Raw genomic sequence first — 24,731 nt, 5'->3', positions numbered from 1 at the left:
TAAGACTAACAGGTTTAACAAAAAAAAAGCCAGTGGTAAGTTTAAATAACCTACAACTGGCTTTATTAAGAAGATGCTAAAAATAATGTTAAGAAATTAACGACATCTTTTGCTAATTTTTTTGTTTAGCTTACTGACTAATTTTAGCCCAAGTATCACGCAAGCCAACCGTGCGATTAAAGACTAATGCACCAGGCTCTTTAATGTCATTATCTAGGCAAAAGTAGCCTTGACGCTCAAATTGATATGCAAACTCAGGTTTTGCCTCTGCTAGTGACGGCTCAACTTTAGCTCCTGTAATAGTGACTAAAGACTGAGGGTTAATAACAGAATTAAAATCGTCTGCTGCTGCAGGGTTAGGCACGGTAAATAATCGGTCATATAAACGTACTATCGCATCAAGTGATTTATTGGCATCAACCCAATGAATTACACCTTTAGGTTTAGTCCCATCGGTTGGATTTTTTCCTAGCGTATCTTCATTGTAAGTACAATAAACAGTGGTAACGTTACCTTGTTCATCTTTATCGCAGCGTGTTGCAGTTACCACATAAGCACCACGTAAACGTACTGCTTTGTCGATGACCAAACGTTTATATTTTTTGTTGGCTTCTTCTCTAAAATCTTCAGCTTCAATGTAAAGCTCTTTAGAAAATGGCACGATACGTGTCCCTTGCTCGTCATCACTTGGGTGATTTTTAACAATAAGATCTTCATTCTTATCTTCAGGGTAATTTTCAATCACTAATTTAATAGGATCTAAAACAGCCATGGCACGCGGAGCATTATCATTTAAATCTTCACGAATACATGCTTCTAAAACACTCATTTCAATAGTGTTTTCCATTTTAGTTACACCAATTCGCTTGGCAAACTCTCGCATTGACGCGGGAGTATAACCACGACGACGAAATGCTGCAATTGTTGGCATGCGCGGGTCGTCCCAGCTATCAACTAATTTTTCTTCTACTAACGTATTTAGCTTACGCTTACTCATCAGTGTGTATTCAAGGTTTAAGCGAGAAAACTCATATTGATGCGGCGTACTTGGTACTGAAACGTGTTCAATGACCCAATCGTATAAACGTCGGTTATCTTGGAACTCTAACGTACAAATAGAATGGGTTATGCCTTCTAATGCATCAGATAAACAATGGGTAAAATCATACATTGGATAAATGCACCACTTATCACCTGTTTGATGATGATGGGCAAAACGTACTCGATAAATAATAGGGTCGCGCAAGCACATAAAGCTCGAAGTCATATCAATTTTAGCGCGCAAGGCACAAATGCCTTCTTCAAATTCGCCATTTTTCATCTTGGCAAATAAGGCTAAATTTTCTTCAACTGAAGTATCACGATAAGGACTGTTTTTACCTGGTTTATTCAAAGTACCACGATACTCACGTGTTTCTTCTGCGTTTAAGAAACAAACATACGCTAAACCTTTTTCAATAAGTTCTACCGCAAAACCATGTAATTGGTCAAAGTAGTTAGAAGAATAGTGAATTTCCCCTGCCCACTCAAAACCTAACCACTTTACATCTTTTTGAATAGCATGAACGTAATCAATATCTTCTTTTTCAGGGTTGGTATCATCAAACCGTAAATTACATAAACCATTATAGTCTTGGGCTATGCCAAAATTTAAGCAAATAGCTTTTGCATGGCCAATATGTAAAAAGCCATTTGGCTCTGGTGGGAAACGTGTTTGCACACCTGTGTGTTTACCACTATCTAGATCGGCATCAATGATATTACGAATAAAGTTTGTTGGGCGGTTTTCGGTATCCGACATGAAAATAAACCTCTGAAAATAACTTAATACAATCGATTCAACTTATGGAGTCGGTTAGTATAAAGCTTGGTATAAAGTACGTTTTACGCACAAAGATACCGAACATTATAGCAAGTGTTTACGGGGGAGAATAGCGTTAGATAAGAGTATATTTCTTAATACTCTTATCGCATTATTGTGGTTATTCGGTTATCACGCTTATTGCGTATATTTCGTGTTCAAATGCTCTTACGAAAGAGCTTATCATCACTGCACCTTGGATTATCAACGAGCATAAACAAGAAAGAATTCTCCTTGGCTCTTTTCAATTTCAAGGAGTCTATCAATATGATGCTGCTCTATAGTGGTTCCTTTCGTTAGCATTGGGTTTTTATCAGCGTTAACAATATCTCTTGTTAACATCATGCCCTCTTGTAAATCACTACAATTGAGTAGGTAGTCTACTTTACCTTCACTTGAACTCGGACGTTCTTCTAGTATGGTTAAATAGTGATTAACTAAACTTGGGTCAAACATTGTCTTAGCTAATTCTTTAATACGATGCTTGGCTTCTACTGTCGGTGTTTTAACTTGTGACTGACGTCCATTAACTAAATTATCATACATTGATACGATGGCAATAATTCTTGAGCCTAACGGGATCTCATCCGCTGTTAGGTGTTCTGGCGCAGTAGTGCCGTTATAGTTTGCAGGAATGTTTTTTATTATTTCGGCGACGAAGGAAAGTTCATCAACTCTATTGAGCAGCTCGTAGCTTTTTTGATAAAAAGCACTGTATAGATTCTTTTCCTGTTGCGTCAAAGTATCTATAGGTTTGTTAAGTAACGTTTGTTCTAAAGATAACTTTCCTGTTTCATACAGTAAGCCGGCGATATAAATCTGAAAAGTGGTGAGTTTATCGCAAGAATGCATTTCTGCAATTAACCTAGCATGGGCTGCAACGCGAAAATTGTGCCGAGATACATCTTGATTATGCAAACAAATGGTTTCAGCATATATATCAATAAAGGTCGAAAATGTCTTTTTAAGTCGACCGAAGCTATTCGCTTCTCGGGTAGAGATAAGTTGTAATTTTTGTTGGTTTTTATTGGTTTCTAATTCAAGGGAACTATTAATCAGTGAGAGCTCAGCATTTTTAGCCAAATTAACTTTTAATAAATGTTTGGTTTTTCTTTCATTAAGATACAGTGCATAAGCACTTTTGAGCTTAGTTACTAGTTCTTCATTATCCCATGGTTTTGAAAAGTAGTGGGATATTTTCCCTTCGTTAACGGCTATCACAGTTGAATTAATATCGGCATGCCCTGTTAACAAAAATCGTTTACAGTGGGAATTAATTTCAATGATTTTCCCTAAGAATGTAGCCCCGTCCATGATGGGCATTCTCATATCCGTAAGCACTAGCGGAATATTAGGATTATCTTGATAAAAGCCAATGGCTTCATTGGCGTCTGAAAATAAATACAATTGAAAATGTTTACGTAAAACACGGTTTAACGCGTTTAGCACTTCCTTTTCATCATCAAGTATTAGTAATGAAGGTTTTTCCATTTATTGTTCCTTGGTTACCGACCATCAATTAAGTTATCACATAAAATTAATTGCACAATTAATTTGGCTAATTATAGCTGAGTATTAACGTATATATAACTGTTATCATTAAAATTCAAGGACCTCTGTGGGGAGTATAGTAATTGTTGGTAAAACAAATAATTTATAAATATTCCCTTATTTAACTATAGAGTGTTAAAAATAGCCTTTGAATTTATCCCAAATACCAAGAGATTCATTTGGAAATAAATCAATACCTAACCATGATTTTAGTAAGTAAATAAGCACCAAAGCACAACCAGTAACCGTTAAGCCAATTATAAATATAACAAATAAAAACATAGTAAAAGCAATAAAACGTTCTATCGGTACAAGTCCCCTCCTATTAATACCAACAAGAAACACAAGATAAAAGCTCCAGGGTAAAAATGGCAGTGCTAACGTAGGCCTAAAATCTACATTGTGTTGGTGCCAGTCTTGAGTGCTAATGCTTGTTTGCAATGCTTTACGCTGTTCAGCAGTAAAGCTATCAGCAACAGACTTTTCCATACCGTTTAATAGTTGATTAACTGTTGAGGTTTTATCCAATTTTTTAATACGATTCATAATATCTCTCAATGTAAAATTGGATTAGTTAATGATATTATTTACAACATTTACTGATAAAAATCATAAAGATAGTCACTATTTAGTTCATATTACTGCTTAACTGAGCTGTTACCAAAATTCAACATGGCAAATTTCTCTATACGACTGTATAGCTTACTTGGTAAAAACTTTAACCAAGCGCAACACAAAGTCATGAAAGTACGACTAGGCTCCTGCAGAATAATTCTATAGTTACAGTATATTGCTTGATGAATAAGTTTAAATGCAGTGACCTTACTCTTTGATTGTATGGATCTTCTTGCTAAATACCTTAACTGATAAGCTTTTGCCAAGCTGTAAAATTGTTTGAAGAAAGTTGAATGAGATGCTTGGTTTAACATGACAGCGTGTTGCCAACTTGCAAATTGTTTATCTACATCGGCAGACAGACCTGAATCGTTAACACGGTAATAAGTTAACGGTGTGCTAACGCCTTCAAACTGCCATTTTGTGTTTAACGCTATACGTGTCCAAAGTTCAATATCTTCTGATTGTCTTAAGCTTTCATCAAAATACATTTTTCGGTATTTATCTTTATTAATACCGAAACGGCCAATTTCTGACAATACTGCTCTTCTAATGACAGGTGAAGAACCATTGCCTACTGGGTTTCGACAAAAGATATGCTGTTTAGTGATATTCTTAAGTTTAGGGAATTGGCCAACACCTAAAAGAGCACCTTCCTCATCAATGAATAATGAAGGGCAATAGCTAACACCTACTTTTGGATTCATACTTAAATGTTGTATGTGCTTAGCTAATTTATCAGTTGCCCAATAATCATCTGCATCCAATAAAGCAATATATATTCCTCTGGCGGACTCTATACCTGTATTTCGAGCACCCGACAAACCTCGGTTAACTTGTCGTACAATCTTAATACGTGGATCAGTAAAGGTATTAACTATGTCCAAGGTATTATCAACACAGCCATCATCAACTAAAATAAGTTCAAAATGATGGTAACTCTGATTAAGGACACTATTAACACTTTGCTCTATATATTTTTCTACGTTATACATTGGAATAACGACCGATACTACCGGAATTGATTTAGCTTCCATGTGTTTTCTCCTATCAAATTACAGTACGTAAATTGTTACTAAAGGGCTTTATTACATTAATTAAATAAATTGGAATTAAACAAAATAAACTACTAAAAAAGATCACCAAAGCGAACTCCATAGGCTCATTGGGAGTAAAGATAAAAATCGTTGCTAGACTGATGAAAAGACAGACTAATCGAGTAAATGTTTCCCTGTGGTATTGCTCGGTTACACGCTGCATGCAACAGACAATATCGATTATTAAATTAGGAAGTGCGACTAAACATAAGATGGTAATAATAGGTATCGCTGAAGACCACTTTTCATCAAATAGAATAGGGACATAAATGGGTGCTAATAGCGCTTGAATAACAAACAGAAAACCAATGCATAAAGAGATAACAAATACTTTTTTTTGTTGTTCTAATAACTGACCTTTTCGCTCTAATTTACACAAGTACGGGAATAAAGCACCAATATAGACTTGGCTAATTGACTGACTTAAACCTACACCTGCGTTCTTCGCAAAGGTATAAAATCCAAAAAGTTCAGGTGTTAATAACCTACCGGCAATAAAGGTATCCGCATGAAATCGAATACCACGAAGAAATTCAGTATTAAACAGCTTTCCTGATGTTTGAAGCATCTGATGAATGATAAAGGGTTTACAACCAACCCCATATGATTTGACAGGTGAGAATGAAAATAACAATAACCAAAAAATTGAAAAAGCAATTTTCCCCAAAGCCACCGATAAGATATCGGCTCCTAATAAAGCGGTAATTGCAATTGTACAGTTTTCAATAATGACACACAGACCATTTCTAATACTGAACCAACGCATTTTGTTTTCACGCTGCAATAAAAATATTTTAATGCTTACCCACGGATATAGAAGGTAAATTACAGCCATCGTTTGTAATAAAAGTGTTATGTCATCATTATCATAAAGTGATGAAAAGTAATTTGCTGAACTGAATTGGCCTATCGCTATGGTTAAGCAAATACCCCATTGGATCACTATGCCATTTTTGGCAAAGTTTTCTAATTGATGTGGCTTACAGTTGATAATTTGGCTACCCACACCTGCACGTAACAACAATCCAAAAACATCATGAAATGCTAAAGCTAACATGGCAGTACCGTATGACATTGGTGATAATTGAGCAGCCAGTACAATAATGGTGAATATTCGGGAGATTTTTGCTACAAACTCTGCACTGAGCAACCAAATAGTATTTGATAAGAGCTCAATAACTGAATTTAATTGTATTCTAAAAAAATTAAGCAACCACATTAGAATATTCCTGAAGCATTGTTAATTAACAAGGTAGCTTCAAGATTCATTCCAACATGTGATTTATTTAATCGATTGATTAATAATGGTTTTATTAAAGTTTAAATAGAACCACCATAATTATTTGCATGATGAAAATCATTATGGTGGTTATTTGCATATTAGGAATACAATTATTCTGCTGGCGATGTTTGCCATTGCTGGATTTTTCGATAGAGTGTTGATGGACTTACGCCCAATTCACTCGCAGCTTTTACAATATTGTCTTGGCACGAATCTATGGCCTGTTCAATGGCTTGTTTTTCAACTTCAGCCAAGGTAATAATTGATGAGGTCGAATGATTCCCCTGATCAACACTCGTATTTTGATTGTGCTGATTTATTGAAGGGATGTCGCTTTGTTTATGAGTATTAGACGTTGGCTCTGCTTGTTTGTTTTGTCTACCCAGTTGTTGAGCAATAATCTTTTCAGAAATTAGTGGTCCTTCAGACATAACGGTTGAACTATGAATAATATTTTGTAACTGGCGAACATTACCCGGCCATGAATAAGACTTTATTAATGCCTCTGCACCAGAAGAGAATCCAGCAAATACCTTACCCTCAATGTCACTAAAGTGTCTTAAAAAATGTTCAGCTAATTTAAGAATATCATTATCTCGTTCATTTAACGCCGGCAAATCTATTGAAATAACATTTAACCGATAAAAGAGATCTTCACGTAATTTATGTTCGGCAATGGCAATTTGTGGCTCTCTATTGGTCGCACTAATAAAACGAATATCTACTTTCTCTTCTTTTCCACTACCAACTTTTTGAAAACAACCGGTTTGAATAAACCGTAATAGTTTTGCTTGTAAACTAATATCCATTTCACCTATTTCATCAAGAAAAAGACTACCACCATTTGCCAGAGAGGCCGCTCCATCTCGGTTAGAAACAGCGCCTGAGAATGCACCTTTAATATGGCCAAAAATTTCTGACTCCATTAATTCTGATGGAATAGCCGCACAATTAAGCGCAATAAAGGGCCCATTTTTCTTTTTGCTTAAGTGATGAATAGCTTGTGCCGCAACTTCTTTACCTGCACCACTTGGTCCTGTAATAAAGACAGAAGCGTTACTAGGTGCGCTTTGTTCGATACATGAATATACAAATTGCATAGCCACTGAATCACCGATGAAACCTTCAAAACTAGATTTATGATATTTTTGGTATTGATCAATTGTTCTTCGCATTAACGTTCGTTCGGCCAAAACCTGTTGTAATTGCAAGGCTTGTTGTAACTTAATTATAAGATCGAAGTTATCCCAAGGCTTTTGAAGAAAGCCCCAGATATGGCCATTGTTAATCAAATTGACGATCATTTCCATATCACCATGGCCTGTCAGTACCATACGAACTGTTTCTGGTGAAATTTTAGCAACCTGTTCCAGTAATTGATTACCATCCATATTTGGCATATTAAAATCAGACACGATGACATCTACAGGACACTCATTAATAAGATCAAGTGCGTCTTGTCCACTAGAAGCAGTTAAAATAACGGCATCCAATTTTTTTGTTATACGTTCGAGAGAACGCAGAATTTCTGGTTCATCATCTACAAATAAAATTCTAGATTTATTTAAGTTCTGCATTTCCAATCCTTAAAATTGCGAGTATTGATCATCTAAATTGTATTTAGTAAACACTCAACAGCCTGTTGAATAACTGCGGTCAAATGGATAACTTTCACTTCATAAATCACAAATAAAACACAAATAAAACAATAAATATCAACAAGTTTATTAAATAGTTGTTGTAATTACAATCGGGCTTTATTTGTTTCTACAGATAAATAATAGTTGATATTTATCATTAATAAATTATTGATAAATAAATATAACCGTTAATTATCAATAATAGCAAAACATATTGAAATTCAATCGTATAGCTAAAAGCTATGCAGAATAATTACTTTAATGAAATAGATGGAGCAAATATTGCTTATTAATTGTTAATAAGAGAAAAATAATTGATTAATTGCAAGGGTGAATATATGCAACATAAAACATTAATACTGAGTATTGCTTTAAACGGTTATCAATGGATGTACCAACGGGAGCTTAAATCTCATCGACGCTATGCACAAAAATACGGTTATGTTCACCAAGCCGTAACACGTCCTTTTGTTTCTGCCCTAGGGGTAGAGTGTTGCTGGCTTAAATTAACATTAATGCGAGCGGCTTTATTGTCCGGCTATGAAAATGTATTGTTTTTGGATGCCGATACCATGGTTAATGAAAACTGTCCTGATTTAACCGATGTATTTCAAACAGGTAAATACCTGTATATGGCAAAAGGATATTCGAATAGATTCAATTCAGGAGTGCTTTTAGCGAGAAACAATGTAAAAACCATAGAATGGCTCACGCAGGTTATTGATGCTCAGTTTGATAAAGTACAAAGTGAAAACGATGTCGGTTGGGGGGAGAATGGCCATGTTATTGAATTCAGTAAAGAAGTCCCTTTTATAGTAGAGCTTGAACAAAAGTGGAACAACACATTCGATTATCAGTTAACCGATTATATACGTCACCGCAATTGTGGGCCCATGAGAACGGGCTTTCTTAATAATTTCTTTCATAAAGTTGTTTTTTTTCTATCTGCACGCTTATCAGCTTTCGGTAATAAAAACAGGAGGATTTTGAGTAAGGAACTTGATGAAGATATTCTGTCACGGGAAACAAATGTAATATTATCTATCTACCCAAAACTCGCCTGCCTCTAAAAATTATACATATATTGCAAAATGATAATCTAATTTCTATTTTGCAATATATTATCCCCCTCCCTTCCAACAAAAAAGGCAACAAAACAAAAAACTTCATTATTTACAGTAAGATAAAATAACCTCACAGATTGGCATAGCTTAAGCAATGTATCAGTTAACCCCCAATGATTAGGTTAACTGAAATGATAAATACTAAATTCTCACTTCGAACAATGACTCAATCTCTTAAGCATTACGATTCCATTAATCATCAATATCGCGGTACTTTTATGGATCGCCCTATTGCACTGATGCTTATTTTAATCCTTCTGCCTTGTTTTTTGATCAATATAACATTGGCTCTGTGCACTAAAAGAAGCTTGTTTTCAATGCAACATAGAACAGATGCTCTAAGCAGACCGGTTATATTGCATAACTTTAGTTGTGGTATGTGGGTCAAAACCGCCGTTTTGTTTGATATTTACTCAGGAAGAATTTCTTTTTGTGGTATCCCGCTAACTCACAGATTGTCACCCGATCTACAGTTTTGCGTGATTAACCAAATTAAATGTAGAGCAGGCCTTTTTAGTTTGTATGATTTACACCTCAGAACGGGTTTAGCAATCATGAGCAAAGAGCAACTACTTGAACAGCAGCTTAATGGCAATTCGGTTGATTATTTCGTACTTATTATCAAAAGTTTTATGTCTATTGTTCTTTATGGTCGAGCAATAACAAAATTAAAAAAAGCTAAGTATTTATCTTTATTTGGCTTAAACGTTAAAAACACATCTATGGCAGAGGCTGTTGATTGGATAATACAGACACCCGCGGACAAAACTCAAATAGGTTTTTTCGTCAATGTACATTCAATTAACTTATCGATAAGCGATCCTACTTTTTTTAAACAACTATCAAATGCAAATGCTTTATTTGCAGATGGCTCAGGTATGAGATTAGCTGCGAAAAAGGCGGGTTTTCTTCTTAATGGTAATAATAATGGCACAGACATGTTACCTCACCTTTGTGAAAGCTGTGTTGAAAGTAATCAATCTTTATATTTTTTTGGGGCTAAACCCCGAGTTGCTGAGCAAGCCGCGAGTGCATTATGCAAGCAGTACCCTGGTCTTAATATTGCAGGTACCAAGCATGGTTATAACGAAGATAACAATGCTGAACAAATTATCGAATCAATAAACAATAGTGGTTGCGACATATTATTAGTGGCTATGGGCTCACCAGTACAGGAGCAATGGTTACTCGAACACAGAGACAAATTACACTGTAAAACCGCATTAGCGGTAGGTGGATTATTTGATTTTTATTCTGGCAATATTTCACGTTCACCAATGTGGTTAAGAGAAATAGGTATGGAATGGGTTTGGCGTTTATTACAAGAACCTCGCAATAAATTTAATCGATATGTTATTGGTAATCCACTTTTTTTATATAGAACCTTCATTCTTGGTTTAGTAAATACAGGAGAAAAATAATGGCTATTCAAATTTTACAACACGTTAAAAATAACGCTGTATTTACTGGTACTCATAAAACCATTGATAAAAATTATAAACATAAAGGGATCCCAGTTATCTTGCAACAAACGGTTGCATTGATTACGTTACTATTGATAAGCCCATTACTTTTATTAGTGCTCATTTTGATCAAAGTTGAAAGTTCAGGTAGTGCTTTATTCTCTCAAACAAGAGTGGGTGAAAATGGTCGGCATTTCAAAATGTATAAATTCCGTTCTATGTATTTAAAAACAGATCCTAATTATAAAGAGCCGGATCCAACACAAAGCTCTCGTGAAGGGGTGTGTAAAAAGTATATTAATGACCCTAGAATTACCAAGATTGGCCAATTTATCAGAAAATATTCGATAGATGAGATCCCACAGTTATTTAATATTGTTAGAGGGGATATGTGTTTGGTTGGACCTAGACCTGCATTATCTATTGAAACTTATGAGTATGATAATAACGATCAAACAAGATTGTTTACCAAACCTGGTCTAACGGGGTTATGGCAAGTATCTGGCCGAGCAGATACTAATTTTGAAGAGCAGTTACAGTTAGACAAAACGTATATTAAACAGCAGAGTTTTTTAATGGATTGTAAAATAATAGCGCTCACCATTCCTGCAGTATTAAGTGCAAAAGGTGCTTATTAATATTAACAACCACTCGCGTATAGACATCATTAGACTTTACGTATTAACAGTTAAAGTGAATTGATAACACTCATTATCAATTCACTTTTTAGTTTGTATTCCTAGTTCTTTTTGGTTATTTCCTTGCAAATAGCATTTTGCAAAAGTGAGAATAGCTATTGCACATTGCAAAAACACCCCATACCTCACTCAGATAAAAAAACAATAATCCCTTTAAATACAACAGGTAAACCTCAAATAGACACTTGGTACGTTAAGTGCAATTACTATTTATATCGCTAACATCGTCATGGAGAATATTATGCTGTATCACGCATTTAACAATTATAAAATGATACCAGTACTTGTTGCCTTAATAGCGGCAATAGTTACACAAGGTTGTGCTAGGCATTCTTCTGAAAATATGGATAAATCTGAACTTCGATTTTATGGTAATCCTACTGACAATGGCGATGATTTTATTCATGAAGAAGCCCCCAATAGTGTCTTTGCCGATGGCTTAAGTTGTAGTCAGTTTCAAAACATGGGAGCGGCATTAAATTATAGAACTGATAAACCATTAAATTTAAGCTCATCAAACATGAAAGCTACTGCCAAGAACGATCCCATTCTGGCACAAGGTTTACTGTTGAGTCCTGGTGATTTAGTCGAAGTGATTATAGAAGATGGTGAAGGCTTTAATGGTCGTTACATTGTTGATAATGCAGGTTATATCAAATTACCAATTATTGGTGTTGTTGAGGCAGGCGGAGCGACAACCAATAAATTGGAAACAAAAATTGAGCTTGCCCTTATTAGAGCAGAAATATTTCAGCCTGATAGTGCAAGCGTAACGATATATGTTTTAAATTGGTCATCAATTGAAGTTGCCGTTGCTGGTGCCGTTTTCCAACCCGGTACAGTATTAATCAATAAAAAGCCCATCGGCATTCAAAATGCAGAACATTTAGAGGCCTATGGTGATTATTCAACCACGCGTTTGTTATCTGAAGCCATAAGAGCAGCATCAGGTATTAGACCCGATGCCAAATTGGACCAAATCATTTTGATCCGTAAAGGCTGGCAGGTACAAATAGATATGACTGGCATGTTAAGTGGGAACCTGGTCAATGATTATCCTTTAGTCGCCGGTGACCGAGTCATAGTACCTAGTACAGGTTGTTTTCAAGCGCATTTAGTTAGACCAAGCCAAATTACCCCTAAAGGTTTTCGCGTGTTTATGTCTAACCTAATTGATTCTGCAGGTGATAATTCTAGTGCCGGCATTGGCCGATTTTCAACAAGCCTGCCTTATGGCACACGCTTACTTCAGGCAGCTGTTTCAGCTAACTGTGTTGGTGGTAAAGAATGGACTAATGCACCACGCAGAGTTGTGCTTTCAAGTAAAAATCCGATAACGGGTGAAACTCAAGTCATTGAACGTTCAGTTGAACAGTTGATGACTATGCCAAATAAAGCGCGAATTAATCCTTATCTGATGCCGAACGATGCGGTTGCTTGCTACGACTCAGATATTACTAATTATCGAGATATCGCCAAAACCCTTACTGATCTTATTATTCCATTCAAATTATTATAGGTGAGTTATGAAGTATCCTATTGTTCCATTGACAAAATTTGGATTATTTAGAGCACAAACATATGCGGTATTGAAACGGCCCTATTTGGTAACAGCTTTAGTTTCTTATTTCATGGTTGCCCTGCTTGTAATAATTTATTTAAATAAAGCCCCTTCATTTACCAGTGATATGGAGATGGTATTACCAGGTACTGGTAGTAGTAACAGTGTATCGTTGGATAATGTTGGTCAAGTTGTCTCACAAACTAATACCCCCTTTTCTGGTGGTGGTTTTAACCCTCGTGTTAATTATAAAGAAATGTTATCAAGCAGAGGCGTAAGAGCTCGTGCGGCAAAAAAACTGCACCTTTCGCTTGAGGATCTTGGTGAACCAAGAATTAAACTGACTGAACAAACGTCAATTATTTCACTTGAGATGAGTGCTAATGGTCAAAAATTAGCGCAAGCAAAGACGCTTGCCTTATATGAGTCTCTCCAAGATGAGTTAAATAACTTAAGAGCCGATGAAGTATTACGTCGAGATCAAAGTATTGAACAAGTGCTTGACCGATACCGAGAACGAATGAACATAACACGTAATGCTATTGTTGATTTTCAACAGCGTTCAATTGTCGTTTCAACAGACCAAATGGACCAATTAGTGAGAACCCTTTCTGGGGTTAGAGAAAAACACCTCTATGTCAAAGCCGAAACAAAACAATTGCAAGAGTATATATATCAGTTAAGTGACGAGTTAGGCGTATCACCCAAGTTAGCTGGGCAAGCTTTCGCCCTGCAATCTGATGTTGAATTTCGTGCTTACATTACCGAGTTAAAGGAAAGCATAACCCAACTTACAGAGTACAGTTCAAGGTGGGGAGTGAATCATCCTAAAGTTAAAGCGCAACAAAAGAGATTAAACTTTACCCGTATCTCGATTAACGAGCGAAGTAGCCAAATGTACGGGGTAAATTCTAATGAAATATTTAATTCATTGAATTTAGATTTAAACCCGAAACGCTCTGAGTTATTTGCTGATTTAATTGACGCTTATGCAAAGCAAAAGGGCCAAGAGTCGATGCTCGAAGATTTAGGCCGTTCAGCCCTGCACTTGGGGGACCAATTAAAAATTTATTCTCGAGAAATTGTGGAGTTAGAGCGCTTACAAAGAGAGTTCAACATGGCTGAAGCAATTTTCACCTCTGCAGCAGCACGACTTGAAGCGAGTAAGTCAGATGTTTTTGCCTCTTATCCCGTGCTGCAAATGTTAACAACCCCCTCATATCCAATGAAACAAAGCAGCCCTAAAAACATTATTGCTTTTATAGGTGCAATAACTGGATTTATATTTATCACCTTAGGGTTAATTATTTTATCTCAACGTAATAAGTTAATTCAAATAATACTTAAAAAAGAGGAAACAACTTCAAGTAATAGTTAACTTTTTAACATCAACGACAATAACTAATGAATTGCAAAATGATAATAGCCTTTTTATTTTGCAATTCACAAACACTTCCCTTCTTCATCATGAAACGAAAAAAACACCAATACCCCTTTATTATCAACAACATAAAAACTTAAATAAGTTTGGCACACCTTTAGCAATACCAAGAGTAACAACGCGGTTTTAGGCAAGAAACAAAGTAAGCTGCAATAGCATAATACTTTTAAAACAGCCTTTGTATTACTCACCATTGGACTAATGCTCTTATGACAACAAACCAATTAAACCCTAATTCTACCGAAGAAAAGCTGATCTGGTTTGGGTTAACGTTAACCTACCCATTCTTCGCTTTTGGTGGTCTTTATATTACGGGTTCAGTATTAGGTTGGATGATATTTACAGTGGTTTTATTACGCTGGTATGTCAATGGTAAAGACAAGTTCTCAGCTATCCCTGCCATCGTTTGGTTATGGGTAATTGGTGGTCTATTTATGTTATTAGCCTTACTGATTGGACATTCTAATTGGGATTTAGGTTTGGCGAAAACAATTAAATCATCAATTGGCTGGGCAAAAGGTTGGGCTCTTATGCCACTATTTTTATTTATTGGTGCCTTTGTTGATATAAAACCGCAATTAATCGTTAGAGCCGTATGCATAGTTTCATTTCATTCCTTAATTTTTGCGCTTGTCACTATGGCTCTTTATATGGCTGGTGTTCATGGCGACTTATTTGTTTCACCTTTAAAAGTTATTGGTGGACCTGGTGAAACCTTTTTTACCGTGAGTTTATTCGGATTAAACCCTGAAACAGGTGCTGGACGGTGGAGATTTTTTACTCCTTGGGCGCCAGCTGCAGGTTTTATGGCCTGTATATTTTTAATTTTCACATGCCAAGAAAAAGATTCTTTTTGGAGAAATACTGGTTTGTTAGGCAGCTTTGTCATGTCTTTGTTGTCTCAATCACGTGCTGGCTGGGTTATTTATATCGCCTTAACCCCGTTATGTTTCTTACACAAACATTTTAAAAATCCAATGCTGTTAGTCCTTATTGGTTTAGTGATCCCTGCTATTACCTTATTAGGCGAGCCTTTATTTAGCTGGTTAAGCAATAGCTATGCAGATATCAAAGCATCGCGCCCTGAATCAACACGTGTACGTAAAACTTTAGAAGTATTAGCGTTACAACGCTGGGAGTCAGAAGCTCCAATTTGGGGGCACGGTATTGTCGAAAGAGGTCCTAAGATTGTTGAAGGAATGCCTATTGGCTCGCATCACACTTGGTACGGCTTGTTATTTGTAAAAGGTATCGTAGGGCTACTAGCGCTAGCAATTCCTCTAGCTTTCACCTGTATTTATTTGTTTTGGAACAGCCTGAAAAGCCAAACTTGTTATACCGCAGCGTTAATGCTTGTGGTGTTTATTTGTTACTCCTTTTTCGAAAACCTAGAGATTTTAAGTTTTATTTACTGGCCAGCACTTTTATGGATTGGTATTGCACTTAACCCATTAAAATCAGGAGAAAAATATGTTTAAGAAATATGATGCTTATTTAGTCGGCTATTACGGCATGCAAAATAGCGGTGATGACGCTCTAATGTACGCCACGGCTTGGGCAGCTAAAAAAATTCTGGGATGTAATAACACTAAAGTAGGTTTATATGGTGATTACGCCAGAGAAACCCAAAGTGATAATCAGCTTCCTCTAAAGTTTACTCAACAATTCCCAGGTCAAAATAGGTTACTGCATTATAAAACGGCCATTCAAAGTAAGCGTATCATTTTTGGAGGCGGTTCAGTTTTGCACAGCGAAAGCGACATCAATCTTAAAAGACAGTTAATGTCTTTAGCTAACCAGAAAAAAAGCTTAGCGGTCGGTATCGGTATCGGTCCATTTAATTCTGTTATGGCTGAAAAGTCTTGCGCAAAATTTTTAAATGAATGTGGTTATGTGGGTGTTAGAGATAACGCGAGTTTAGCAATAGCACGAAATATTGCGCCTCATGCAAACGTACATAAAACATTTGATTTAGCGCCATTGTTATTATGTTCAAAACAATACAAACCATCAAATAGAGAACGCCAAGGTATTGCCTTAACCTTATGTTCAGTTGCTATTGATGCCATGGGCAATACAGATGAGTTAGAAGAAGAAAAAAGAGTAGAACAATTTGTTCAATTAATTACCAAAATTTATGCTAGAACCGGTGAGCCTATTACCTTGATTGAGTTTAACGGGCATAACGTATTAGGTGATTGGAAAATCAATAACAACATTATTACCCGTTTATTAGATAAATACATTCCGGTGTCTATAAAAAAATATGATCCCAACCCTATTGCGTTACTTAACAAACTTTCAGGCTACAAAGCGATTGTAAGTATGCGCTTGCACGGTTCTATTCTCGGTTACTTAGCAAACACCCCCGTTCTATCTATTAATTATCACAGTAAATGCAAAGGTTGGTGTGACGAAGTTGGCATGCCAGAAGACTATAAAATAGATTTGTTTAACCTAAACATTGAAAAAATCGTTTCGCAAATAGCGCTAGGTGTTTCAACTACATTTCAGCAACCTACTTTATCTATAAACAACGCTTTAAAAAATTCTTTATCTAACTGGAGTACTCAAAATGAACAATTTAAATTTTACCGTAATTATTCCACTGTTTAATAAAGCAGAGCATATTTTAAGAACGTTACAAAGTGTTGAATGGCAGAAATATCCTGCAGCAGAAATAATTGTGATTGACGATGGCTCGACAGATGAAGGCCCTGCCCTAGTCGAAAAAGCTAACATCAAAAATGTAAAACTGGTTCATCAGGAAAATCAAGGGGTATCGGCGGCTCGAAATAATGGTGTTGCCTTAGCGAGTCATGAATATGTGGCCTTTTTAGATGCCGACGACGAATGGCTGCCGTTATTTTTAGATGAAGTCGCACGCTTAATTGTTAAGTTTCCACAAGCGAAGTTTTTTGGTACCCGCTATCAAATAGTGGAATCTGAAAACAACTATTGTGATGCAAAAATTAAGCTAGAAAATATAAACCCAGAAGGCGTGATATTGGATAACTATTTTGATATCGCTTCCCAAGGCGATTTACCTTTTACCATGTCTTCTATGGTAATTGAACGTTCATTATTTCAGTCAATTGGGGGCTTTCCACTTAATGAGCCAATTGGAGAGGATCAAGATTTATTTTGTCGCGTTGCTTTAAATACCTCAATTGCCTATTCACCGAATATTCATTCTCTTTATCATAAAGATGCACAAAACCAAGCAAGTAGAATAAATATTCCATCAACGGAGTGTGGTTTTAGCGTTCGTATAACTAAAGAAGCGAGAAAGGATACCAAAAGAAAGAGCGCTAAGTATATGCTTAAATATAGCGCGACACATTTATGCCACCTTGCAAAACTTAATATTGGCAATGGTCATTTTTCTCAAGCGAGAAAATTGTTATCAGATCCTCGTTGTAAATTAAAGCCTAAGCATTTGATTGGCCTTTATGGACTTTCATGGATACAACAAACGAGTCAATGGTTAGCAAATATCATTGATTACAAACAAATATAAATATTAGCTAATACCAATTGATTTATGAATCTACAATTAGGGAGTATTCAGATGAGAAGATTAGAGCTGTTAGATTATGGCCGTTTTTTTGCAGCTATAATAGTCATTATATTTCACTATACTTTTAATGGCATAGCTAATGGAAAGATTGACACCTTAAAGCATGTTGATTCACTAATTGAATTCACAAAATATGGATACCTTGGGGTTGAATTATTTTTTATGATTAGTGGCTTTGTTATTTTTAACTCGGCTAAAAATAGAACACCTGCCCAGTTTGCCGTTTCTAGAGCAATTCGTCTTTATCCTTCATATTGGTTTGCGGTGATTTTTACATCAATCTTTTCATTCCATTGGGGGGGCGATATTATGACAGTAACTCCGAGTCAAATAATTGTTAATTTTACACTGCTACAAAATTACTTAAATATTGAACATGTTGACGGTGTGTACTGGACATTGGTATATGAAATAAAGTTTTATGCTTTGGTTTTCTTTTTACTTATTATTGGTTTGAAAAAACATTTAGATCTATTATTCATACTATGGCCTATTGCAATGCTTGGAGCATTTATCACAGGTTATGATGACCTTCCGTATCTTGGTGGGTATTTCTACTATTTTTCTGCTGGGGCTTTATTTGCAATATTACAAATAAATAAATCGCTGGAGATTATCTTATCAATAATTATTTCTTTTATTTTAGGTTTGTTGTATTCAATAGACCAAGCATTATTAAAATCAGAGTTCATGGGCGTAATATTTTCAGAATATATTGTAGGGTTAATTATTTTCTGTTTCTTTGTTTTTTTTATTTTTCTGAATACAAAAAAGGCTCAATCATTAAAACTTCCACTTTCAAAAATATTTGGTGCATTAACATATCCGGTATATTTAATTCATGCCCACTTTGGTTATATGTTCATTTCAAAATATGCTACAGAAGAGAATAAAATTTTTATTTATATAGTAACAATATCAATTGTTTTATCAGTTTCATACTTTATGCATCGAGTTATAGAAATGCGCTTGTCAAATGTCTGGAAAACACTATTTATGAGTACACTTTATGAAATAATTACTAAAATACAATCAATTCCTAGTAAACTTATAATTGCATATAACAAGTTAGCTAAACAGGCATGACGTAGTTAGCTTTTACTGAAGTGTTAATCCGCATAGCCACTTCCAGTAACGCTTAATAGTATTTGTAATTAAAGCCCTGCTACTTGAATACCAATCCAAGCCACAAAAGTATTACTATTAGGTTAGCACCAACGGTATCGGCTAAGATGTCTCTTATAAAACGTAAGTCTAAATCTGACGAAATAAAAGGTAGTGAAAAAGTTGAAAGATGAACAGGTTAACTGGGCTACATGTCAGGAATGTCAGGGACGCGGCCAAAGAAGCATGAGATTACGAAAAAAGGTTCGACTCCGCTACCAAAGAGAGTTAGAGCTGTTTGAAAAAACTAATAACGAAGGCACAGCCCCCGTTAGGCCGAAGGGCCACCTTTACGATTGCTTAAAATGTTGCGGAACGGGCTTGCTTCAGTCTGCCAACCACCCTATAGCGGATACAGAACATTACCCACACGTCGCAATTATTGGTGGTGGTATCGGAGGAGTAGCTTTGGCTGTAGCTTGTTTACACCGCGGCATCCCCTTTACACTTTATGAACGCGATAGCGGTTTTGATGCCCGTTCTCAGGGTTATGGACTGACGTTACAACAAGCGAGTAAAGCAATCGAAGGATTGGGTATTTTATCATTAGAAAAAGGATTGATCTCAACAAGACATGTGGTTCATACCACAAAAGGAAAAGTGATCGGTGAATGGGGTATCCGAAAATGGCTGCAGTTAGATACGAAAAAGTCACCCAAGCGCACTAATATTCATATTGCACGACAGTCTTTGCGCTTAGCTCTGCTTGAACAACTCGGTGGACATGATGCTGTACAGTGGGGCCACCAGTTAGTTAGTTTTAAAGAAAAAACTAATGAATGCACAGATCAATTTGTTGATCTGAGCTTTCAAGTAGCCGGAAAAATAAAAAACGCCAAGGCAGATATTGTGGTGGGAGCGGATGGTATTCGCAGTTCGGTTCGAAAGTTATTGATTGGTGAGGATGCTTCCCCTTTACTGTACTTAGGTTGCCTCGTGATCTTGGGTATTTGCCCTCTGGCAGCTCTCGATGGGCTTGAGAGTCCTTTGCTCGACTCGGCTACGGTATTCCAAACAGCCAATGGCCATGAGCGCATCTACATCATGCCTTATTCATCAGACTCGGTAATGTGGCAGCTTAGCTTCCCAATGCCAGAAGAAGAGGCTAAGGCATTGAGTGCCTTAGGCGTTCAAGCACTCAAAAAAGAAGCATGTCACAGATGTCAGTGGCACGATCCCATACCTCAAATTTTAGCGGCGACTCTTGAAGCTCAAATTTCTGGTTATCCGGTATACGACCGAGCCTTGCTCAAGTCAGAATTCTTGGAGAAAGGAGATCAAGTGACACTGATCGGAGATGCTGCTCACCCTATGAGTCCATTCAAAGGGCAAGGAGCGAATCAAGCTCTGCTGGATGCGCTTGCGTTGGCTCGAGGGATATCAAAAGGATGTAGACCCTTTTCTAGATGGAGGGAAACGGGAATAAGGGAAAGTGTGTTAACTGAGTTTGAATCAGAAATGCTAGCACGCAGTGCTTCCAAAGTGAAAGATTCAGCAGAGGCCGCACAGTTCTTGCATTCAGATATTGTGCTTCATGAAGGCGATGAACCTAGAGGACGATGTCTACAGAAAAAAGATGCATAAGACTACCCAAGCCAACTAACAGTATACTGTCTGCTTTTTCTAAGTAGACAGTAAAGTCGTTTTTTACACGACTACTTCCACAGAGAAGATGATTTAAAATACCTAAGTCAGCCTTTAAAAGGGCTATTCTGCGTATAAAGCAGTCATCACTGTACGTCTGCTTCAGGCAAAATATTCTGATCCGTTAGGCGACGTTTAATATTTATTTACTATCCTTGATGATTATCAATTCAAGTATTAACTTTAATTAGGATGATAATACCTGAGTTTTTGCTATATTAATAACCTTGCATATATGATTGTTTATCGCTCGATACTTAATAAAAATAGATGTAAGCAAGTAATTAAAATAAAAGGATTTTAACCGCATAAGAACAGTTAATTCACCGTATTAAGTATGGATGTACCTGATGAATACTAACTCTCGTAAAATTCTCTTTATTTCTATATCCGTAACACTATTCACCATGGCAATCGTTTATTATTCATTCCTCATCGGACGCGATATAGCAGAACGTTACACGCCTTTAGTTGATGCCACTATGGAAATTAAACTTGAAGCGACCACAGCACATTTGTGGTTTGAAGAGATGATGAGTGGTGACCAAACGGTTGATATCGAAACTATCTGGGCCAACCTTGACCAATCCGAATGGTATGCTCAAGCAATGCTTGACGGTGGCACTAATGAGGAAGGCACCTTCCTCGCTTTAAATGACCCTGATTTACGTAGCCAAATTGAAGAAACAATAGATGGTATTCATCACTTTCGCCAAATAGCAAAAAAGCGATGGGCATCACAGTCAACATCGGGTGTCGGTTCTGGTATCGAACAACAATTTGACCTCGCCTTTTTAAAATTTAATCTTTCTACTGATAATGTTGAGAGCGCCTTACAGAAGGTAAGAGCAGAAGATTTACAAACATTTAAATTTACACAAGTATTATTAATCACCCTGCTTCTTATATTGGGCATCATCATCGGTGGTTTATCCCTTCGCTTTAACAATAAACGAATCAAAAATATAGACGTACTAAAATTGAGCAATGAAAACGTTAATTCCTCTCAGAAACAGCTTCTAAATGTAATTAATGGAGCGAAGCTGGGTTATTGGGATTGGTGTTATCAAACTGGAGAGCATGTTGTTAATGATGAATGGTTATCAATACTTGGTCTATCTCGTCAAGATATCACCAATCACATTAGTGATTGGGATGGACTTATTCATCCCAATGACGACCAATTTATGAAAAAGACTGTCCAAACTCATATTCTGTCTGGAAAAAATTATGTTGTTGAATTCAGAATGAAGCATGCTGATGGGCGATGGGTATGGATTCAAGGCTCTGGCTCTGTTATTGAGTACGACGAAAATACCCACGAACCTGTTCGACTTTGTGGAACACATCAAGATATTACCGTTCGGAAACTAGCTGAACTACGTGAAAAATCGCGTTCTCATGTATTAGAACTCCTTACAAGTGGCGACTTATTACCTGTAATTTTGGAAGCTATTGTACGCGGTGTTGAGCAAGAGAATTCAGACATGCTATGTAGTATTTTGTTGTTAGATGATGAGGGTAAGCATCTATTGAGTGGCGCAGCACCGAGCCTTCCTGATTTCTATAACTCCGCGATTAATGGCATTGAGATTGGTGTAGGGGTTGGCTCTTGTGGTACTGCCGCATTTACCAACAAACGTGTCATCGTTGAAGACATTCAAAATCATCCTTATTGGACTCCCTATAAAGAGCTAGCAAGTAAGGCGGGGTTGGGGGCGTGCTGGTCTGAACCCATACGTTCCACTCAAGGGAAGGTTCTCGGCACTTTTGCTATTTATCACCTTGAGGTAAATAAGCCAACAGAAGCCAATATGACATTAATTGAGCAAGCAGCCAGTTTAGCAAGTATCGCCATTGAGAAAATCCAAGCCAACTTAGCCTTAAAGGCAAGCGATGAGCAAATGCAACTAGTCTTAGCGGGGGCCGATCTAGGTTTTTGGGATTGGAATATAGTCACAGGTAGAGTAGATAGAAATGAGCGTTGGGCAACTATGCTGGGATATACCCATAAAGAATTAAAACACAGCACTAATCAATGGGCAGATTTCGTACATCAGGAAGATAGAGAGAAAGCATGGCAATCAATTAATGACGTACTTGAAGGTCGATCAAAATCCCATAGCCTTGAATATCGCATGTTAACTAAAGAGGGTGGTTATAGATGGGTGCATGACCAAGCTAATGTGATGCAACGTCATAGTAATGGCAAGCCACTTCGTATGAGCGGTACACATAGTGATATAACCAACCGTAAACTAGCAGAAGAAAAAATAAAACTAGCAGCTAGTGTTTTTAGCCATGCAGGTGAAGGCATTATTATCACCGATGATAAAGCCACTATTATCGATATTAATGACGCCTTTACTAATATAACCGGTTTTAGTCGTGAAGAGGCTATTGGTAAAAATCCACGTATTCTCCAGTCAGGACGACAAACACCTGAGTTCTATGCGGATATGTGGCAAGCCCTACAGAATGAAGGCTATTGGTCTGGCGAAGTTTGGAACAGACGTAAAAATGGTGAAGTGTATGCCGTAATGCAAACTATCAGTGCCGTACGTGATGTACACGGTATTGCGACCCATTATGTTTCCTTAGGTAACGACATAACCCTGATGAAAGAACATCAGAATCAACTGGAGCACATAGCCCATTTCGACATACTCACTAATTTGCCTAATCGCGTATTGCTGGCAGACAGATTGTCTCAAGCCATGTTGCAGTGTAGCCGTCACAAACAGTCCCTCGCTGTCGTATTCTTAGATTTAGATGGGTTTAAACACGTCAATGATACTCATGGGCATGATATAGGTGATGAACTACTGATTGCCCTCTCTGTGCGCATGAAAGAAGCATTACGGGAAAATGATAGTTTAGCACGTATTGGCGGTGATGAATTTGTTGCTGTGTTAGCTGATTTAACCACAGTTGAAGATTGTGAACCCGTATTAGAACGGTTATTACTCGCTGCATCAGAGCCGGTTATTTTTGATAACATTGTATTGAATATATCAGCCAGCATTGGCGTCACACTCTATCCGCAAGATAATGTGGGTGCCGACTTACTCATGCGGCATGCCGACCAAGCCATGTATGTGGCTAAAGAATCAGGTAAGAATCGTTATCACTTATTTGATACGGCCCAAGATGACGCAGTGAAAGTACAACGGGAAAGCTTAGAGGCAATTCGAAGCGCGTTAGATAATCATCAATTTGTTCTTCATTATCAACCTAAAGTTAATATGAGGAAGGGTATAGTGACGGGAGTTGAGGCGCTTATTCGCTGGCAACATCCGAAACGAGGGCTATTAAACCCAATCGAGTTCTTACCTGTCATTGAAAATAACCCCATGAGTATTGAGATGGGTGAATGGGTTATTGATACCGCACTGACACAAATAAGCCAATGGCAAAAATTAGGACTTAACTTCCCAGTAAGTATTAGCGTAAATATTGCAGCGTTACAGTTGCAGCAGCCTGACTTTACGGACAGGTTAATGATACTACTAGCAGCCCACCCCGATGTTGAAGCACACTATTTAGAGTTAGAGGTACTGGAAACAAGTGCCTTAGAAGATGTATACAATGTTTCAACAATAATGAATGCCTGTATGGCGCTAGGCGTAAATTTTGCCCTAGATGATTTTGGCACGGGCTATTCGTCCCTGACTTACCTAAGACGATTACCAGCAAACTTAATTAAGATAGACCAAAGTTTTGTAAGAGACATGTTGCATGACTCGGATGATCTGGCCATTGTTGAAGGCGTAATAGCGTTAGCTAAATCATTCAAACGGGACGTGATTGCAGAAGGCGTTGAAACGATTGAACATGGCACAGCACTATTGCAGCTAGGATGTGAATTAGCACAAGGTTATGGCATTGCTAGGCCAATGCCTGCCAGTGAAATTCCTACGTGGATTAGTGACTGGAAGCCAGATGTTAATTGGCAAAACTGAAGTAATAGTAGAACTATATGAAATCTATCGATTTTAGCCCTATGCTGG

17 protein-coding genes are annotated in these 24,731 nt (G+C 37.0%); 11 read left to right on the top strand and 6 right to left on the bottom strand.

All coding sequences use genetic code 11. The features are described from left to right. Window positions 1-130 precede the first annotated feature (130 nt). The 6 genes from glnS to CXF79_RS10240 all read right to left on the bottom strand — a co-directional run bounded on the left by glnS (window position 131) and on the right by CXF79_RS10240 (window position 7,983). Window positions 131-1,801, bottom strand: a complete 1,671-nt coding sequence (gene glnS / locus CXF79_RS10265; RefSeq protein ID WP_101154854.1) for a glutamine--tRNA ligase — start codon at window positions 1,799-1,801, stop codon at window positions 131-133. Between the two features lie 264 nt (window positions 1,802-2,065). Then, complete coding sequence (locus CXF79_RS10260) at window positions 2,066-3,352, bottom strand: HD domain-containing phosphohydrolase (RefSeq protein ID WP_101154853.1); 1,287 nt, start codon at window positions 3,350-3,352, stop codon at window positions 2,066-2,068. A 195-nt stretch (window positions 3,353-3,547) separates the two neighbouring features. Continuing rightward, window positions 3,548-3,958 (bottom strand): hypothetical protein, encoded by a 411-nt coding sequence (locus CXF79_RS10255; protein WP_011044019.1) that lies wholly within the window; start codon window positions 3,956-3,958, stop codon window positions 3,548-3,550. A gap of 92 nt (window positions 3,959-4,050) precedes the next feature. Next, window positions 4,051-5,064, bottom strand: coding sequence for a glycosyltransferase family 2 protein (locus CXF79_RS10250; RefSeq protein WP_101154852.1), 1,014 nt, complete (start codon window positions 5,062-5,064; stop codon window positions 4,051-4,053). A gap of 13 nt (window positions 5,065-5,077) precedes the next feature. Further along, entirely contained in the window at window positions 5,078-6,343 is a 1,266-nt protein-coding gene (locus tag CXF79_RS10245) for an oligosaccharide flippase family protein (RefSeq protein ID WP_101154851.1), read from the bottom strand. A gap of 173 nt (window positions 6,344-6,516) precedes the next feature. Then, entirely contained in the window at window positions 6,517-7,983 is a 1,467-nt protein-coding gene (locus CXF79_RS10240; RefSeq protein WP_101154850.1) for a sigma-54-dependent transcriptional regulator, read from the bottom strand. Window positions 7,984-8,384: 401 nt separating this feature from the next. On the opposite strand from CXF79_RS10240, the gene CXF79_RS10235 reads away from it, so the two are divergent. The 11 genes from CXF79_RS10235 (at window position 8,385) to CXF79_RS23625 (ending at window position 24,683) form a co-directional block, all read left to right on the top strand. Beyond that, a complete protein-coding gene (locus tag CXF79_RS10235) occupies window positions 8,385-9,116 on the top strand; it encodes a putative nucleotide-diphospho-sugar transferase (RefSeq protein WP_101154849.1) in 732 nt (243 codons plus the stop codon). Between the two features lie 371 nt (window positions 9,117-9,487). Continuing rightward, the gene (locus tag CXF79_RS10230; RefSeq protein WP_198560056.1) at window positions 9,488-10,591 is read left to right on the top strand and encodes a WecB/TagA/CpsF family glycosyltransferase; all 1,104 of its coding nucleotides are present in this window, start codon (window positions 9,488-9,490) and stop codon (window positions 10,589-10,591) included. Further along, complete coding sequence (locus CXF79_RS10225) at window positions 10,591-11,271, top strand: sugar transferase (protein ID WP_101154847.1); 681 nt, start codon at window positions 10,591-10,593, stop codon at window positions 11,269-11,271. Before CXF79_RS10230 ends, CXF79_RS10225 begins: the two co-directional genes overlap by 1 nt. Window positions 11,272-11,572: 301 nt before the next feature. Beyond that, window positions 11,573-12,850: a polysaccharide biosynthesis/export family protein gene (locus tag CXF79_RS10220; protein ID WP_198560055.1), complete on the top strand. Its 1,278-nt coding sequence runs from the start codon at window positions 11,573-11,575 to the stop codon at window positions 12,848-12,850. A gap of 7 nt (window positions 12,851-12,857) precedes the next feature. Then, the gene (locus CXF79_RS10215) at window positions 12,858-14,270 is read left to right on the top strand and encodes a GumC family protein (RefSeq protein ID WP_101154846.1); all 1,413 of its coding nucleotides are present in this window, start codon (window positions 12,858-12,860) and stop codon (window positions 14,268-14,270) included. A gap of 272 nt (window positions 14,271-14,542) precedes the next feature. After that, window positions 14,543-15,811 carry an O-antigen ligase family protein gene (locus tag CXF79_RS10210; protein ID WP_101154845.1) on the top strand — a complete coding sequence of 423 codons (1,269 nt, stop codon included), beginning with the start codon at window positions 14,543-14,545 and terminating at the stop codon, window positions 15,809-15,811. After that, entirely contained in the window at window positions 15,804-16,949 is a 1,146-nt protein-coding gene (locus CXF79_RS10205) for a polysaccharide pyruvyl transferase family protein (protein WP_101154844.1), read from the top strand. The genes CXF79_RS10210 and CXF79_RS10205 overlap by 8 nt, the downstream gene beginning before the upstream one ends. Further along, window positions 16,909-17,853 (top strand): glycosyltransferase family 2 protein, encoded by a 945-nt coding sequence (locus CXF79_RS10200; protein WP_101154843.1) that lies wholly within the window; start codon window positions 16,909-16,911, stop codon window positions 17,851-17,853. The genes CXF79_RS10205 and CXF79_RS10200 overlap by 41 nt, the downstream gene beginning before the upstream one ends. A 51-nt stretch (window positions 17,854-17,904) precedes the next feature. Further along, on the top strand, window positions 17,905-18,999 hold the full coding sequence (locus CXF79_RS10195; protein ID WP_101154842.1) for an acyltransferase family protein: 1,095 nt from the start codon (window positions 17,905-17,907) through the stop codon (window positions 18,997-18,999). A 264-nt stretch (window positions 19,000-19,263) separates the two neighbouring features. Then, window positions 19,264-20,661: an FAD-dependent monooxygenase gene (locus CXF79_RS10190; protein ID WP_011044034.1), complete on the top strand. Its 1,398-nt coding sequence runs from the start codon at window positions 19,264-19,266 to the stop codon at window positions 20,659-20,661. A 410-nt stretch (window positions 20,662-21,071) separates the two neighbouring features. Then, a complete protein-coding gene (locus tag CXF79_RS23625; RefSeq protein WP_232769134.1) occupies window positions 21,072-24,683 on the top strand; it encodes an EAL domain-containing protein in 3,612 nt (1,203 codons plus the stop codon). Window positions 24,684-24,731 lie beyond the last annotated feature (48 nt).

The sequence above is a fragment of the Colwellia sp. Bg11-28 genome, from assembly GCF_002836245.1.
Taxonomy (GTDB): Bacteria; Pseudomonadota; Gammaproteobacteria; order Enterobacterales; family Alteromonadaceae; genus Colwellia; species Colwellia psychrerythraea_A.
The sequence above is the reverse complement of the archived record's forward strand: the minus strand, read 5'-3'. Positions and strand labels throughout refer to the sequence as shown.